Genomic DNA, 14,977 nt, shown 5'->3' with positions numbered 1-14,977 from the left:
AGGAGGAATTGCTACGACCCACATGTCGACGCATCGGCGATGACCGGACACGGTATCGAGAATGTCGATGATCTTCACGAGGTGGTAGTTTGAATCTGTCACGCTCCGCCATGTAGGAATGTAGGGTTTGGTCGAGAACTTCCGAGCAGAAGTCCGGCGTACCGTGCCAGGAAATCAACGACGGACATGATCCTTGAGGAAAAGGAGCCAGGCCCGGATTTTCTGCGGGACCATCTGCATGGGCAGGTGCATCGCGAAAATCTGGTGATCGGGGAAGCGATAGGACGGCAGGGCGTCGGCCAACGTGCCCTTGGCAAGTTCTGGCGCGACGAACCAGTCAGGCAGAAGCGCAACGCCTGCGCCGGCAACCGCCAGCGCCTTCACAACCGATGCGTTGTTGGCAAGTAGCCGGGACGGACGAGGCACCTCGAACGCGCATTCGCACCCGTCTTCGTCGAACATTGTCCAGCTTTTCACATGGTCGACGGTGGCATTGCTGATGTGCGGCAGCGCGCTCAGCATCTTGGGCGCACCAACGACAGTTCGATCAACGCGGGCGAGGATGTCCGGCGACGCGACTGGCCTGAGCTGATACGTCCCCAGGTGCACACCAGCATATGGCGACGTCTGGAATTGCTCGTTGCGCCCCAGCCGGATTGCGACGTCAAAGCGGTCGCGCAGGAGGTCGACATTCGTCGGATAGGCTTCGAACTGGACGTCGAGGTCTGGATGCAGCGCAGTGAATTTCTGAAGCGCCGGAGCGATCACCGCGACGCCATATTCAACCGTCGATGTCAGGCGCAAGCTGCCGCTCAGCACCGTTTGCTCCGTGCGCGCTTCGGCAATCGCCTCATCGGCTTCCGTGAGAATGCGAAGGCAGCGCGCATAGAACCGTTCGCCGGCATCGGTCAGAGCAAGGCTGCGCGTGGTGCGATGAAGGAGCGTGACGCCCAATTCGCTTTCGAGCTGCTTGATGTTGAAACTGACGGCGGCCCTGGCCTGATTGAGTTGCTTGGCGGCCGCAGTGAACGATCCTGCTTCCACGACGGCTCGCAAAGCAGTCAGGCGATCAAGACTCACCGCCATAACGCACTCCAATTGGTAAATAGAGTCGACAAGTGTTGTCGAATTGTATCGCCTTATTCGACGATATGAAAGGGAATACCCTGCGGGCGTCATTCCTATCAAAGGTTTTCCCGGTGTCCGCCCGCTCCCGAATTGCCACCCTCTATCTTCTCGGCTTCGCCGTCGATCTCGCGAATATGTTCATCTTCAATGCCGCCCTGCCGGCGTTGCAGCGGGAGCTGAGCGCATCCGTCGTGCATCTCGCCTGGGTCGGCACGATCTACATGCTCGGCCTGACTGTCGCCATTCCGCTGGGGAGCTGGCTTGCGCGCCGGATCGGCGAACGCCGCGTGTTCATTGCCTCTCTGCTCATTGTGGCGGTGGGAAGCTTCGGCGGGGGTATGGCCACTGGGATTGCGACGCTTCTCGCCTGGCGGCTCGTTCAGGGTCTCGGCGGAGGACTGCTCGTGCCGGTCGGCCAGAGCATGGCCTATCGCGCCTATCCGCCGGAAGACCGCGCCCATCTGACGGCCGTGGTCATGACGGTTGCGCTGCTGGTGCCGGCACTTTCACCCGCCATCGGCGGGATCGCTGCCGATCATGTGTCCTGGCGCTGGGTGTTTATCGGTGTTGCGCCACTGGCAGCGGCGATAGCAGCATTGGCCCTTGCCTGGGCGCCGGTCGATCGGTTGGCGGAAGCGAAGCCGGCGCTCGACATTGCCGGCTTCCTGCTGAGCGCCATCACCCTGTTTTGCCTTCCCCTTGGCCTGACGCTCACTAGTCAGGCGGGACGTGGCGTTCATGCCGCGATTGTCCTTGCCTTGGCGATTGTCGCGGGCGCCGCCTATGTCCGCCATGCGCTGCGTTCGCGCGAACCGCTGCTTGATCTGCGTCTGCTCTCCGATCCGATGCTCAGGACTGGCAGCATCATCTACCTGTGTGTGCCGGGCGTTTTCACGGGCGTAAACCTGATCGCCTCCCTGTACTTGCAGGACCGCCTTGGTCTGACGGCCACACAAACGGGAATGCTTATGCTCCCATGGGCAGCCGCATCCTGCGTCGCCATCATGTCCACGCGGCGGATGTTTGCGTCCCGAGGCCCGCGCTCGCTCTTTCTCGTCGGCATGACCGTCACCAGCGCCGGCGTGCTGCTGTTGGCCACACCATTCGCCGGAATGTTCACCGTCAGGATCACGTCCTTTGTTTTGATGGGTTTTGGAGCGAGCCTTTGCACGAGCACGGCCCAGACGGCAGCCTTTACGTCGGTTCCAACGGAACGGATGGCAGAGGCAAGCGCGCTGTGGAACATCAACCGTCAGCTCAGTTTCTCGCTCGGTGCGAGTGTGCTGGGAGGCTTGCTGGGGCTCTTCCTCGCTGCCAGCGGCGGTGCGGCCGATGCCCTGGCTTACCGCTACTGTTTTGTGATCGCTGCCGTTCTGATCGTGTTTCCGCTGCCCTTCGTTCTGCGCCTGCGGCGAGCCGATTAGCGCGCGTAGCTCATTCTTTCACACTGTCCGACAAGGAGCCGAACGTGACCGATACTAAAAGATTCTTCCGTGAGATTGTCGATGTCCACGTCGCGATCGAACGCTGGTTCATCGGGGCGGCTCGGCCTGCCGATCTGGTGCAACTGCTCGAACGCTTCTCGCCTGAGTTTCGCATGATCTCCATGCAAGGGACCGCGCTTGGCAAAGAGGGCGTGGGCGAATTGTTCGGACGTCTGCACGGGAAACGCCCGGAGCTGCGGATCACGGTCGACGAGATGCAGATCTGCCATGAATGGTCGGGCGGAGCCTGCGTCACCTATCGCGAGACGCACGCGGATGCGGGCGGGGTTCAAACCGCAAGACGCTCGACCGTCGTTTTGGAAGCTTCAGCGGATGGCTCGCTCCGATGGCGGCATCTGCATGAAACGCCGGTTGCGGCTTAGGCACGTCTACGATGCCCCTTGTAAAGTTTCCCTCCGAAGGTCGCCCCTCTAGCCGACCGCCGACAATAATCTTGTGAAAAATCCGATACTAGGGCACAATTTGTGAACGCATCTGAAGTGCGGCGCTACTCCAATCCGGCCGTCTCGCCGAGTGACAGTTCGCGCCCGAGGGGCGGCGTCGATGGATCAGGGGTTCTTTCTTCTGTTCGCTACGGTGGCCGTGGTCGCGGCCCTGATGGTCGTCGTGGCGCGGAATCCGGTTCACAGCGCATTGGCGTTGATGGCTTGTTTTCTGCAGATCTCCGCAATCTTCATCATGCTCGAGGCGCCGTTGCTCGCCGTCATCCAGATCTTCGTCTATGTCGGCGCGATCATGGTGCTGTTCCTGTTCGTGATCATGATGATCGACGTGCGCGAAGCCGTCTTGCAGCGGTTCTTGCCCGGCGGTAGCCTTCCAACTCTCGTGCTGCTCGTCCTGCTTGGGATCGAGATGCTCGTGCTGGTGCTCCGGAGCGACCGCTTTTCCGTCGTCGAACCGGTCGCGACGCGCGACGGCGACGCGATCAGACAGCTTAGCACGACGCTTTTCTCCGACTATCTCCTGCCGTTTGAAGCCGCCTCCGTGATCCTGCTGGCGGCCCTGGTGGGCGCCATCGTGCTGGCGCGGAAGGAGTCGGGGTGATGGTTCCGCTCTGGTGGTATATTTTGCTCGGAGTGGCCCTGTTCGTGATTGGAGCGGCGGGCGTCTTGCTCAGACGCAATATTCTGGTTGTGCTGATGTCGCTGGAGCTGCTGCTCAACTCGGTCAACATCAACTTCATCGCTTTCGGCCGTCAGTACGGCGATTTCCGCGGGCAGATCTTCGCGATCTTCGTCATCGCAATCACTGCGGCGGAGGTTGCCGTCGCCCTCGGCATCTTGGTCGCCCTTGTGAGGAACAAATCCACCCTCAAGGTCGACGATGTGACCATGATGAAAGGATAGCGGCTTGGACCCGGAGACAACGATCCGGCCGCTGCTTGCCGTCGCCGTCCCGGCTCTGGCGGCCCTGGCCGTTGTCCTTCTCAACAACCGCGAGAAACTCCGCGACGTCGTCTCGCCGTTGGCCGCAATCGCCCTGTTCGCGATTGTCGCATCGATGGCGCCCACAGTTCTGGCTGGCGGGACCGTCGATTTGCGCCTTTTCGAGATACTGCCGGGGGTCGACTTCGCTTTCCGCGTCGATGCGCTCGGCATGGTCTTTGCCACAGTATCGTCACTTCTATGGATAGTGGCCGCGATCTATTCCATCGGCTACATGCGGCACCTGAAAGAGCATGCGCAGACCCGGTTCTTCGCCTGTTTCGCCACCAGCCTGGCAGCGGCCGTCGGGGGCGCCTTCGCCGCCAATCTGTTTACGCTGGTGATCTTCTACGAGGTACTCAGCCTCGTTACCTATCCGCTCGTCTACCACCACGAGGACGAAGAGGGATGGAAGGGCAGCCGCAAGTATCTCGTCTATCTGATGGGCGCGTCGAAAAGCGTGCTGCTTGCCGCGCTGGCGCTGACCTATCACATTGCGGGGTCGTTGGACTTTGTGGCAGGGGGACTGCTGGCAGGGGCCGATGCCTCGGCGGCGCTGCTGACAGTCGTCTATTTCTGCTATCTTTTCGGGTTCGCCAAGGCCGCCGTGATGCCGGTGCACGCATGGCTGCCTGCCGCGATGGTGGCGCCGACACCAGTCAGCGCGCTCTTGCATGCGGTGGCGGTGGTCAAGATGGGCGTATTCTGCGTGCTGCGCGTGGTGCTCCACGTCTTTGGCGTCGGGTTGGTCGGCGAGCTGGGCCTCGGCACAGCCACGGCCTATCTGGTCTCGTTCACCATCCTGATGGCGTCGGTCTACGCCCTGACCCGGGACGATCTGAAGGCCAGGCTGGCCTATTCTACGGTGAGCCAACTATCCTATATCGTGCTGGGCGTGGTTCTGTTGTCGCCGGTCGCAATGGTCGGCGGGATTATCCACATTGCCGCGCATGCCTTCTCGAAAATCACACTCTTTTTCTGCGCCGGGTCGATCTATTGCGCGTCTGGCAAACGGAACATCAGCGATATGGCCGGTATCGGCCGTAGGCTGCCCTGGACGATGGGGGCATTCTTTGTCGGCTCGCTCAGCATGATCGGGGTGCCGCCGACCGCGGGCTTCGTCAGCAAGTGGTATCTGGCGCTGGGCTCTGTGGAGGCGGGGGAGATTGCATTCCTGATCGTGCTGTTAGTGAGTTCTGTCCTGAACGCCGCCTACTTCCTGCCGGTCAGTTATGTCGCCTTTTTCGGGACGGAGGTGCAGGAGAGCCCGGCGACGGTTCGTGAAATTCCGATGATGACGATCCCGCTGGTCGCAACCGCCATCCTTTCGGTGCTGATGGGCATCTTTCCCGGCTATTTTCTCGCCCTGGCGGACGGAGTGGTCAAATGATCAAACGCGTCGTCAACTTCTTTGGTGACGAAGAATATGCGAGGCAGCGCCGCCGATTGTTCTATCTGGTGCTCGTCCTGATCGTCGTCGCCGACTTTCTGGTTTCTCGCGAACACGCCGAATACCTGTGGGACCGCCTGCCTGGTTGGTCTGCCGTCTACGGCTTCGGCTCCTGCATGGTTTTGATTTTCGTTTCCAAGTTCCTCGGCCACCAGTGTGGGCTCATGCGGCGCGAGGATTACTATGATTGATTTTATCCATCCGAGCCTGATCTTCATTCTCGGCGCGCTGCCGATCCCGTTGCTCAACGGGTCGATCCGCAAGGCCTATCTGCTGCTGGTTCCGGCGCTGGCGATCCTTGCCGTGCTTGCGATGCAGCCGGGCAGCTATGGCGAGATGCAATTCATCGGGCAGGAAGTCCTGATCGCGAAGGTCGACAAGCTGAGCATCGTCTTCGCCACCGTTTTCACCATCATGGCGCTGATTGGAACCGTCTACGCGCTGCACCTGCCTCACGCCGGCCAGCATGTCGCCGCGTTCGTCTACGTCGGCAGCGCGCTCGGAGTGGTGTTCGCCGGCGACTACCTGACCCTATACCTGTTCTGGGAGGCCATGGCATTTGCCTCTGCCTATCTGGTCTTCGCCCAGGGCAGCCGGCAGGCGATCGCCGCCGGTTTTCGCTATCTCATGGTCCACATCACCGGCGGGGTTGCCCTGCTCGGCGGCATCATTCTCCACGGGCTCGCCACCGGCTCGCTGCTTTTCGGTCCGATCGAGGGTGGGATGGGCGTCGGCGCCTACCTGATACTTGCCGGGTTCCTGCTCAACGCGGCGGTGCCGCCGCTCAACGCCTGGCTGACCGACGCCTATCCGGAGGCGACCGTCACCGGGGCGGTGTTCATGAGCGCTTTCACCACCAAGACCGCCGTCTACGTGCTGGCGCGGGCGTTTCCGGGCACCGAGCTTCTGGTCTGGCTCGGCACCGCGATGGCGCTCTACGGCGTCATCTACGCAGTGCTGGAGAACGACTGCCGGCGACTGTTGGCCTATCACATCGTCAGTCAGGTGGGCTACATGGTGGCGGGCATCGGCATCGGGACCGAGATGGCCGTGAACGGGGCAACCGGCCATGCCTTCGCGCATATCCTCTACAAGGCGCTTTTGTTCATGGGGGCGGGGGCGGTCATCTACGTCACCGGCCGTCGCAAGCTCACCGAGCTTGGTGGGCTCTACAAAACCATGCCGATGACCGTGGCGCTCTATATGGTCGGTGCCTTGGCGATTTCGGCATTTCCATTCTTCTCCGGCTTCGTCACCAAGTCGATGGTGGTGGCCGCCGCCGGGCAGGACCATCGGGCGCTGGTGGTGCTGGCGCTGACGATGGCGTCGTCGGGGACGTTCCTGCACACCGGACTAAAACTCCCGTACTATATGTTCTTCGGCACGGATCAGAAACTGGAGGCGCGCGAACCGCCGGGCAACATGCTGGTCGCGATGGGCATGGCGGCGGTGCTGTGCATCGCGATCGGGGTGTTCCCCCAGGCGCTGTATGCGCTGCTGCCCTATCCGGTCGACTTCGAACCCTACACCGGCGTCCATGTCACCGAGAGCCTCGGCGTGCTGATGTTTACAGCGTTGGGGTTCGTGTTGTTCCTCAAGGCGCTCGATCCCGAGAATAAGATCAGCCTCGACACTGACTGGTTCTACCGCAAGGGCGCGCGGGTCCTCATGTGGATCGCTGAGAAACCGCTGGCGCGCTACGAGAAGGCGGTGAGCGACGTTTCCGAGACCGCGGCGTTGCCCTTCCTGCATGGGGCAGCACGGGCGGGACTGCGGATCGATCTCACCGGCGTGGACGCCATCGTGAACGGCGTTGCCCGCTCGGTCCTACGCTGCGGCGCGGCGCTGCGTCGGCTCCAGACCGGCGTCGTGACCCACTACGTGCTGGCGATGATTGTCGGTGTGATCGCAGCCGTTGCCGTCTTCGCCGTGGCGTGGCGGTAGGAGGCGCGATGGGATTCCCGCTACTCAGTCTCATCGTATTCACGCCCGTCGCCGGTGCAGCGGTTCTGATGTTTTTGCGCCGTGACGATGCAGTGCGATGGACAGCACTCGGTGTCACCATCCTCGACCTTGCTCTCTGCTTGGCCATGCTGGCCAGCTTTGACACAACTACCCATGAGATGCAGTTCATCGAGAGGCACCCGTGGGTGCCCGCGCTTGGGATCACATATGCGCTCGGCATCGACGGAATAAGCGCGCTCTTTGTGTTCCTGACTGCGCTGTTGGGCTGGATCTGCGTGCTCGCCTCATGGGCCGCAATCGACCGCAAGGTGAAGGAGTTCATGGTCAGCCTGCTGGTCATGCAGGCGTTGATGCTGGGCGTGTTCTGCGCGCTCGACCTGTTCTTGTTCTACGTCTTCTGGGAGGCGATGCTGATCCCGATGTACCTGATCATCGGCGTCTGGGGCGGCGAAGGCCGGGTCTACGCAGCGTTCAAGTTCTTCCTCTACACGCTGGCGGGAAGCCTCCTATTCCTGATCGGTGTCATCGTGCTCTATTTCCACGGCGGCCAGACCTTCGACATCCTCGCCCTGACGGCGCAGGATTTGCCGTTCCAGGTCCAGTCCTGGCTGTTTTTCGCCTTCCTGATCGCCTTCGCGGTCAAGGTCCCCATGGTTCCGGTCCATACCTGGCTGCCGGATGCCCATGTGCAGGCGCCGACGGCGGGCAGCATCATCCTGGCGGGCGTGCTCCTGAAAATGGGTGCGTACGGATTCCTGCGGTTCTCGCTGCCGATGCTGCCTGAAGCGTCAGTGCACTATTCGACGCTGATGATGGCACTTTCGGCGCTTGCGATCGTCTATGGCGGGTTGCTTGCGCTGGCGCAGGACGACCTGAAGAAGCTGGTGGCCTATTCGAGCATCAGCCACATGGGCTTCGTGACGTTAGGGATTTTTGCGCTGAACCTGCGCGGGCTTGAGGGCGGCATCCTGCAAATGTTCAATCATGGCGTAACGACGGGAGCGTTGTTCCTGTTCGTCGGCCTGATCTACGAGCGGACACACACGCGCAGCATGGCGGAGTATGGCGGGTTGATGAAGGCGGCGCCGGTCTATACCGCGTTTCTTGCGTTGTTCGTCCTGTCGGCAATGGCGCTGCCGGGAACGAATTCGTTCGTGGGGGAGTTGCTCGTGCTGTCCGGCGGGTTTGCGGCCGACTTGGCCGTCGGCGCGACCGCTGTTTTGGGCGCATTGCTGGGCGCGGCCTATCTGCTTGGCATGTACAGGAAAGTCGCGCTTGGCCCGGCCAGCGTCGGCGCCCGGTTCAGCATACGCGATGTGAATGCCCGCGAGATGGTCGCAATCCTGCCCTTGGCCGCCTTCGTGCTTTGGGTCGGGCTCTATCCGAAACCCTTTCTCAACATTATCGATGCCTCCGCGAAGCATCTGCTGACGCAGGTACACAGTAAGGGGAGCGGCCAATGACCGCCGCCGCGCTCTTCCAGTCGGTGCTGGCGAGCCTGCCCGAGATCGTGGTGATCACGGGGGCCTGCATCCTGTTGATCCTGGGACAGTTTCTGCGGAAGGGGCAGGCCCCTGTCCTTGTCTGGGCTTCCGTCGCGGTCGTGCTGATTGCCGCCTCTGTGACACTCATGCGCGCCGGCGAGGCGCAGCCGGCCTATGCGGGCATGTTCATCGCTGACCGCTTCGCGGTCTTCTTCAAGTTCGTGTTCTACCTAGCCACCGTTCTGACATTCCTGCTTTCGCGGCGATATGCCGAGACCGAAGGGATCGGCAGCAGCGAATACTATGTCCTGCTGCTTCTTGCGCTTTCAGGAATGATGATCATGGCCTCGGCGACCGACCTCCTGTCGGTCTATGTCGGCGTCGAACTGATGGCGATCTGCACCTATGTGCTAACCGGCTTCCTGCGGCGAGAGCAGCGGTCGAACGAAGCGGCGCTGAAATACGTGATCCTTGGCTCGGTCTCGACCGGGATTTTCCTGTACGGCGTTTCACTGGTCTATGGGCTCACCGGCACCACACAATTGGACGCGATGGCTGCGGCGGTGACCGGCGATCCGCTCGATCCCGGATTGCTGCTGGCTGTTGTCTTCATCGTCGCGGGGCTGATCTTCAAGGTCGGCGCGGTGCCTTTTCACATGTGGATCCCGGACGTCTATGAAGGCGCACCGACGACGATCACGGCCTTCATGTCGGTGGGCCCCAAGGCGGCGGGGTTCGCGGTGATCCTGCGGGTGTTCCTCAATCCGCTGGTCGCGACCTCGGACGTTTGGATTATCCTCGCGGTCCTTGCTGTGGTGACGATGGCGCTCGGCAGTTTCGTGGCGCTGGTGCAGGATAATTTCAAGCGACTGCTGGCCTATTCGAGCATCGCCCATGCCGGGTTCGCCATTTTCGGCGTGGTGGCTGGCGGCGCCGACGGGATCGCCAGCGTGATGCTCTACCTGTTGATCTACTCTTTCATGAATCTCGGCATTTTCGCCACCGTCATCATGATGCGGAACGGCGATTTCTCGGGCGAGATCATCGAAGACTACGCGGGTTTCGCCAAGTCACGCCCCGGATTGGCGCTTCTCATGCTGCTCTATCTGTTCTCGCTGGCCGGCATTCCGCCGACGGCCGGTTTCTTCGCCAAGTTTTACGTCCTGGTCGCGCTCGTTGAGCGCGGTTTCGTCATGCTGGCGGTGATCGCAGTGCTGCTGAGCGCCGTCGCCGCCTACTTTTACATCCGCATCGTCATGGTGATCTACATGCGGGAGCCGGAAAGGGCGTTCGACCCGGCACTGACGCCCTTGGTCCGCGTCACGCTCGCCTTCACCGCCGTCGGCACCATCGGCATCGGCCTATTCCCGGCGTGGTTTCTGAGGCTTGCCCAGCATTCGGTTTTGGGGGGCTAATTGATTGGATTTGCAATGATCCGCCCGGCGGAATAGACTGGGAGTTCAAGAAAGGATAGCCCAAGTCCCTTCCCTGGGCGACGCATTACCGGTCCCGAATTGGGTCGGTCGCGGCCTGAGGAAAGCCCTCGGCGGGTGAACGGGGCAACGCGATATGACTGCGATGGAGTTCCTCCCGGTTCTTGTCATGGTCGCCGGAGTTGTTCTGGTGGCGGGGGCGACGCTGTTTGTCTCTTCGCTGCTGCGTCCGTCCAATCCTTATCCCGCGAAGAACATGCCCTATGAATGCGGCATGGACCCGGCAGGCGAGGCCGCCGGAGGCCGCTTCCGGGTGCAGTTCTTTGTTCTCGCAATCCTGTTGGTCGTCTTCGATGTCGAAACGATGTTCCTCTTTCCCTGGGCCGTCGTGCTGAAAGACATCGGACTGGTCGGCTATGTCGAGATGTTCGTCTTCATAGTGCTGCTTCTTGTGGGCTTCGCCTACGCCTGGCTGAAGGGAGCGCTGGAATGGGAGGCGTAAACAATGCGATCCGCGACAGCGTGCTGTTCACCACCGCCGAGAGCGTTATCAACTGGAGCCGAAAATCGGCGCTGTGGCCCGAGACCTTCGGTATTGCCTGCTGCGCCATCGAGATGATTTCGGCGGGTTGCGCCCGCTATGATCTCGACCGGTTCGGCGTGGTGTTCCGGCCATCACCGCGCCAGTCCGACGTGATGATTATCGCCGGTACCATAACCCGGAAATTCGCGCCCGTCGTACGCCGGCTCTATGATCAGATGCCGGAACCACGCTGGGTTATCGCAATGGGCACCTGCGCAATCTCGGGCGGGGTCTACAACACCTACGCCGTGGTGCAGGGAGCGGAGACCTTCGTGCCAGTGGACGTGCATGTTCCCGGCTGCCCGCCACGGCCCGAGGCGCTGATGCATGGCATCCTCCTGCTTCAGGAGAAGATCAAGAAATCCCGAGCGCTGGCCGGAACGCCTCTGGACCGGATCGCGGTGCCATGAGCGTGGAGACACCCCTCGATCTCATCCTGATCACGGAGCGCTTCGGCAACGCAATCGACGATCTTGGCTTCGCGCATGGCGTTCACGCCTTCGCCGCTCGACCCGACATGGTCGTCGAGCTTTGCCGGTTTCTGAAGGAACACCCGGCGCTGCGGTTCAATTTCCTGTCGGACATCTGCGGGGTCGATCATTACCCCGAGTTGCCACGCTACGAGGCCGTGTATCACCTCTATTCGCTGCCGAACAAATGGCGCGTTCGCATCAAATGCCGCCTCGACGATCCGCCGCGGGTCCCGTCGGTGACGGGCGTCTGGCGGACGGCCAATTGGCATGAGCGCGAAGCCTGGGACATGTACGGGATAAGGTTCGAGGGTCATCCCGACTTGCGGCGGATCTACATGTGGGAAGGGTTCGAGGGCTTCCCACAGCGCAAGGACTTTCCGCTCCGGGGCTACAAGGACGAGCTGAACCCGTTTGGCGCCGAAGGCCCGCCGCCGACACAGCCCGACCTCGCGACCAAGGACATTCCATAAGGGAGGCCGCTCCACGTCGGGAATTTGAGATGACCGAAGTCACGGAACTGAGCAGGCCGGAAGGCGAGGCGCTCGACACCAAGGAGGTGCTCCTCAATCTTGGCCCACAACATCCCAGCACGCACGGCGTGCTGCGGCTCGTCCTTGAGCTGGACGGCGAATATGTCGCTCGCGTGGACCCGCATATCGGCTACCTCCACCGCGGCACAGAAAAACTGGCCGAGAGCTTCACCTACACCCAGATTTTTCCGCTGACCGATCGGCTCGACTATGTCTGCCCGCCGTCGAACAACCTGGCCTTCGCGCTCGCGGTGGAGAAGCTCCTGGGCATCAAAGCGCCGATCCGCGCGCAGTATATCCGCGTGCTGATGGCCGAACTGGCGCGGATCTCCGGTCATCTCCTGATCACCGGCGCGCTGCCGCTGGATCTGGGGGCAATGACCGCGCTGCTCTACGCCATGCGCGAGCGCGAAATGATCATGGACTTGCTGGAAATGATCAGCGGCGCGCGGATGCACACCTCCTTCTGCCGGGTCGGCGGTGTGCGCGAGGACCTGCCCGACGGTTTTTTCCCCAAGATCAGGGAGTTCTGCGACATCTTCCCGAACCGGATTCGCGACTATGAACGGCTGATCGAGAACAACCGGGTGTTCCTGAAGCGAACGCAGGGAATCGGCGTGATCACCGCCGAAGACGGCATCGATTTGGGCCTGAGCGGCCCGAACCTGCGCGCCTCCGGCGTCGACTGGGACATCCGTCGCGACGAACCTTACGAGATCTACGACCGTCTCGACTTCAACGTTATCACCCGCGAAGAGGGCGATTGCTATGCACGCTGGCAATGCCGGGTGGAGGAGATGCGTGAGAGTATGCGCATCATCGAACAATGCCTCGAGCAGATGCCCGAGGGGCCGTTCCAGATTGACATGCCGACGGTCGCTTTCCCCGTGGACAAGGACAAGGTGCATTGCTCGATGGAGGCACTGATCCAGCACTTCGACCTGTCGGCGTATGGCTTCAAGGTGCCGAAGGGCGAGGTCTATTCGGCGATCGAGGCGCCAAAGGGTGAACTCGGGTTCTACATCATCAGCGACGGGTCGGAAAAACCGTTCCGCATGAAGGTGCGGGCACCGTCGTTCGTCAACCTCCAGGGCCTGTTCGGGACGAGCAATGCGCACTACCTGGCCGACATGATCGCCGTTCTGGGCAGCCTCGACCCGGTAATGGCCGAGGTGGACAAGTAGCGGGAGATTTGGACGCGATGAACATGCGCGAAAAGATCGAAGTGGCGGCGGCGCGCTATCCGAACCAGCGCTCGGCGATCATGCCCGCCCTTCTGATCGCGCAGAAGGAGCATGGCCATCTGCCAGGCCCCGTGTTGGAAGAGGTCGCCGACATCCTCGGCGTCGAGCGGATCTGGGTCTACGAGCTGGCGACGTTCTACACGCTCTTCCGCACCGAGCCGGTGGGGATGTTCCACTTGCAACTCTGCGACAATGTCTCCTGCATGCTGCGTGGATCCGAGGATTTGCTGAGGCACCTGGAGGCGGTGCTTGGGATCAAAAAGGACGGCACGACCCTGGATGGGCTGTTCACGCTTTCGACCGTCGAATGCCTCGGTGCTTGCGAGATGGCCCCGGTGATGCAGGTCGGCGACGACTATTGCGGCGGCCTCGACATTGCGCGGATCGACGCGCTGTTGGAACGGCTGCGGGCGATGGCGGGGCAGGCGATCGGCGCTGATCCCGCCACCACAGCCCCGCCGGGAGAGTAGTGTCATGATGGAACCCGTCCTTCTCAGGAATGTGGGCGTGCCGGATGGCCATCAGCTCGCGACCTACGAGGCCGGCGGTGGCTACCAAGCGCTGGCGAAGGCGCTTCGTGAGCACACGCCCGACGAGATCATCGATCTTGTCAAAGAATCCAACCTGCGCGGTCGCGGGGGGGCCGGATTCCCAACCGGAATGAAATGGAGCTTCGTGCCGAAGCGCGTCGGCAAGCCGAAATACCTGTGCTGCAACGCTGATGAGGGCGAGCCGGGCACCTTCAAGGATCGGATCATCATGGAGCGTGATCCGCACCAGTTGATCGAGGGGATGGCTATCGGCGGTTACGCGATCGGGGCTGAAACCGCCTATGTCTACATCCGCGGGGAATACGCGCTGGCGATCCGGCGGCTCGAGCAGGCACTCGCTGAGGCCCATGCGAAGGGATATCTGGGAAAACGGATTCTCGGCTCGGATTTCAATTTCGCCGTGCATATCCATTGCGGTGCCGGTGCCTATATCTGCGGCGAGGAGACAGCGATGCTCGACTCGCTAGAAGGCAAGCGGGCGCAGCCGCGCTTGAAACCGCCGTTTCCGGCGGTCGAAGGCCTCTACGCCAGCCCGACCGTCATCAACAACGTCGAAACATTGGCCTGCGTTCCGCATATCGTGGCGCGAGGGCCGAACTGGTTCCGCAGCATCGGCCCGGACAAAAGTCCCGGCCCGAAGCTCTATTGCCTCAGCGGCCAGGTTCGGAAACCGGGCCTTTACGAGCTGCCGATGGGCATACCACTTCGCGAACTGGTCGAGGACCGTGCCGGCGGGCCGCTGCCTGGACGCAAGATCAAGGCGGTGATCCCAGGCGGCGTCTCGGCGCCAGTGATCCCGGAGCATGGGCTCGACGTTGGGATGGATTTCGACTCGCTGGCCGCCGCCGGCTCGATGCTCGGTTCGGCCGGGGTCATCGTAATCGACGACTCGACCTGCATGGTCAAGGTCGCCACCCGCATCATCGAATTCTTCCACCATGAGTCCTGTGGCAAGTGCACCCCGTGCCGCGAAGGGCTGAACTGGGTTGTAAAAGTGCTACGCCGGGTCGAGGCGGGGCAGGGGGCGCCGGGCGACCTCGAACAACTGCAGGCACTCTGCAAGGGCATTTTCGGCAACACGTTCTGTGCTCTGGGCGATGGTGCGGCCATGGGGCTGCGCGCGGCGCTGACGCATTTCGAGCATGAATTCGTCGCCCATATCGAAGCGGGCAGGTGCCCGTTTCACTGAGGAGCGCAAATAGAAGGC

16 protein-coding genes are annotated in these 14,977 nt (G+C 61.8%); 15 read left to right on the top strand and 1 reads right to left on the bottom strand.

Translation table 11 applies throughout. The features are described 5' to 3' along the window. Positions 1 to 174: 174 nt before the first annotated feature. Positions 175 to 1,179: a LysR family transcriptional regulator gene (locus ASD00_RS19340; protein WP_210173876.1), complete on the bottom strand. Its 1,005-nt coding sequence runs from the start codon at positions 1,177 to 1,179 to the stop codon at positions 175 to 177. 20 nt (positions 1,180 to 1,199) lie between these two features. On the opposite strand from ASD00_RS19340, the gene ASD00_RS19335 reads away from it, so the two are divergent. From ASD00_RS19335 to nuoF, 15 genes are all read left to right on the top strand, one after another. Then, complete coding sequence (locus ASD00_RS19335) at positions 1,200 to 2,552, top strand: MFS transporter (RefSeq protein ID WP_057208384.1); 1,353 nt, start codon at positions 1,200 to 1,202, stop codon at positions 2,550 to 2,552. Between the two features lie 44 nt (positions 2,553 to 2,596). After that, positions 2,597 to 2,995, top strand: a complete 399-nt coding sequence (locus ASD00_RS19330; protein WP_057208382.1) for a nuclear transport factor 2 family protein — start codon at positions 2,597 to 2,599, stop codon at positions 2,993 to 2,995. A gap of 181 nt (positions 2,996 to 3,176) precedes the next feature. Beyond that, positions 3,177 to 3,677, top strand: a complete 501-nt coding sequence (locus ASD00_RS19325; protein WP_025431456.1) for an NADH-quinone oxidoreductase subunit J — start codon at positions 3,177 to 3,179, stop codon at positions 3,675 to 3,677. Then, the gene (gene nuoK, locus ASD00_RS19320; protein ID WP_025431455.1) at positions 3,677 to 3,979 is read left to right on the top strand and encodes an NADH-quinone oxidoreductase subunit NuoK; all 303 of its coding nucleotides are present in this window, start codon (positions 3,677 to 3,679) and stop codon (positions 3,977 to 3,979) included. Before ASD00_RS19325 ends, nuoK begins: the two co-directional genes overlap by 1 nt. A gap of 4 nt (positions 3,980 to 3,983) precedes the next feature. After that, the gene (locus ASD00_RS19315) at positions 3,984 to 5,447 is read left to right on the top strand and encodes a monovalent cation/H+ antiporter subunit D family protein (protein ID WP_057208380.1); all 1,464 of its coding nucleotides are present in this window, start codon (positions 3,984 to 3,986) and stop codon (positions 5,445 to 5,447) included. Next, complete coding sequence (locus tag ASD00_RS19310; protein ID WP_025431453.1) at positions 5,444 to 5,698, top strand: hypothetical protein; 255 nt, start codon at positions 5,444 to 5,446, stop codon at positions 5,696 to 5,698. The genes ASD00_RS19315 and ASD00_RS19310 overlap by 4 nt, the downstream gene beginning before the upstream one ends. Next, entirely contained in the window at positions 5,691 to 7,451 is a 1,761-nt protein-coding gene (locus ASD00_RS19305; RefSeq protein WP_057208377.1) for a Na(+)/H(+) antiporter subunit D, read from the top strand. The genes ASD00_RS19310 and ASD00_RS19305 overlap by 8 nt, the downstream gene beginning before the upstream one ends. 8 nt (positions 7,452 to 7,459) lie before the next feature. Then, a complete protein-coding gene (locus ASD00_RS19300) occupies positions 7,460 to 8,935 on the top strand; it encodes an NADH-quinone oxidoreductase subunit M (RefSeq protein ID WP_057208374.1) in 1,476 nt (491 codons plus the stop codon). Continuing rightward, on the top strand, positions 8,932 to 10,371 hold the full coding sequence (locus ASD00_RS19295; RefSeq protein ID WP_057208371.1) for an NADH-quinone oxidoreductase subunit N: 1,440 nt from the start codon (positions 8,932 to 8,934) through the stop codon (positions 10,369 to 10,371). Before ASD00_RS19300 ends, ASD00_RS19295 begins: the two co-directional genes overlap by 4 nt. A 154-nt stretch (positions 10,372 to 10,525) precedes the next feature. Continuing rightward, positions 10,526 to 10,891, top strand: coding sequence for an NADH-quinone oxidoreductase subunit A (locus ASD00_RS19290; RefSeq protein ID WP_025431449.1), 366 nt, complete (start codon positions 10,526 to 10,528; stop codon positions 10,889 to 10,891). Then, positions 10,879 to 11,382 (top strand): NADH-quinone oxidoreductase subunit B, encoded by a 504-nt coding sequence (locus ASD00_RS19285; RefSeq protein ID WP_025431448.1) that lies wholly within the window; start codon positions 10,879 to 10,881, stop codon positions 11,380 to 11,382. Before ASD00_RS19290 ends, ASD00_RS19285 begins: the two co-directional genes overlap by 13 nt. Further along, positions 11,379 to 11,915: an NADH-quinone oxidoreductase subunit C gene (locus ASD00_RS19280; protein ID WP_057208369.1), complete on the top strand. Its 537-nt coding sequence runs from the start codon at positions 11,379 to 11,381 to the stop codon at positions 11,913 to 11,915. The genes ASD00_RS19285 and ASD00_RS19280 overlap by 4 nt, the downstream gene beginning before the upstream one ends. 29 nt (positions 11,916 to 11,944) lie before the next feature. Further along, positions 11,945 to 13,159 carry an NADH dehydrogenase (quinone) subunit D gene (nuoD, locus tag ASD00_RS19275; protein ID WP_057208367.1) on the top strand — a complete coding sequence of 405 codons (1,215 nt, stop codon included), beginning with the start codon at positions 11,945 to 11,947 and terminating at the stop codon, positions 13,157 to 13,159. A 17-nt stretch (positions 13,160 to 13,176) separates the two neighbouring features. Beyond that, positions 13,177 to 13,689: an NADH-quinone oxidoreductase subunit NuoE gene (gene nuoE, locus ASD00_RS19270; RefSeq protein ID WP_057208365.1), complete on the top strand. Its 513-nt coding sequence runs from the start codon at positions 13,177 to 13,179 to the stop codon at positions 13,687 to 13,689. A gap of 4 nt (positions 13,690 to 13,693) precedes the next feature. Then, entirely contained in the window at positions 13,694 to 14,959 is a 1,266-nt protein-coding gene (gene nuoF, locus ASD00_RS19265; RefSeq protein WP_057208363.1) for an NADH-quinone oxidoreductase subunit NuoF, read from the top strand. The last annotated feature ends 18 nt before the right edge of the window (positions 14,960 to 14,977 follow it).

It is taken from the genome of Ensifer sp. Root31 (assembly GCF_001424825.1).
In the GTDB taxonomy this organism is placed as follows: Bacteria; Pseudomonadota; Alphaproteobacteria; order Rhizobiales; family Rhizobiaceae; genus Ensifer; species Ensifer canadensis.
The sequence above is the reverse complement of the archived record's forward strand: the minus strand, read 5'-3'. Positions and strand labels throughout refer to the sequence as shown.

Bases quoted from the DNA above. Each gene is read 5' to 3' on its own strand.
- ASD00_RS19340 (WP_210173876.1), bottom strand. From the start codon at position 1,179: ATGACGCCCGCAGGGTATTCCCTTTCATATCGTCGAATAAGGCGATAC.
- ASD00_RS19325 (WP_025431456.1), top strand. From the start codon at position 3,177: ATGGATCAGGGGTTCTTTCTTCTGTTCGCTACGGTGGCCGTGGTCGCG.
- nuoK (WP_025431455.1), top strand. From the start codon at position 3,677: ATGGTTCCGCTCTGGTGGTATATTTTGCTCGGAGTGGCCCTGTTCGTG.
- ASD00_RS19310 (WP_025431453.1), top strand. From the start codon at position 5,444: ATGATCAAACGCGTCGTCAACTTCTTTGGTGACGAAGAATATGCGAGG.
- ASD00_RS19305 (WP_057208377.1), top strand. From the start codon at position 5,691: ATGATTGATTTTATCCATCCGAGCCTGATCTTCATTCTCGGCGCGCTG.
- ASD00_RS19300 (WP_057208374.1), top strand. From the start codon at position 7,460: ATGGGATTCCCGCTACTCAGTCTCATCGTATTCACGCCCGTCGCCGGT.
- ASD00_RS19295 (WP_057208371.1), top strand. From the start codon at position 8,932: ATGACCGCCGCCGCGCTCTTCCAGTCGGTGCTGGCGAGCCTGCCCGAG.
- ASD00_RS19290 (WP_025431449.1), top strand. From the start codon at position 10,526: ATGACTGCGATGGAGTTCCTCCCGGTTCTTGTCATGGTCGCCGGAGTT.
- ASD00_RS19285 (WP_025431448.1), top strand. From the start codon at position 10,879: ATGGGAGGCGTAAACAATGCGATCCGCGACAGCGTGCTGTTCACCACC.
- ASD00_RS19280 (WP_057208369.1), top strand. From the start codon at position 11,379: ATGAGCGTGGAGACACCCCTCGATCTCATCCTGATCACGGAGCGCTTC.
- nuoD (WP_057208367.1), top strand. From the start codon at position 11,945: ATGACCGAAGTCACGGAACTGAGCAGGCCGGAAGGCGAGGCGCTCGAC.
- nuoE (WP_057208365.1), top strand. From the start codon at position 13,177: ATGAACATGCGCGAAAAGATCGAAGTGGCGGCGGCGCGCTATCCGAAC.
- nuoF (WP_057208363.1), top strand. From the start codon at position 13,694: ATGATGGAACCCGTCCTTCTCAGGAATGTGGGCGTGCCGGATGGCCAT.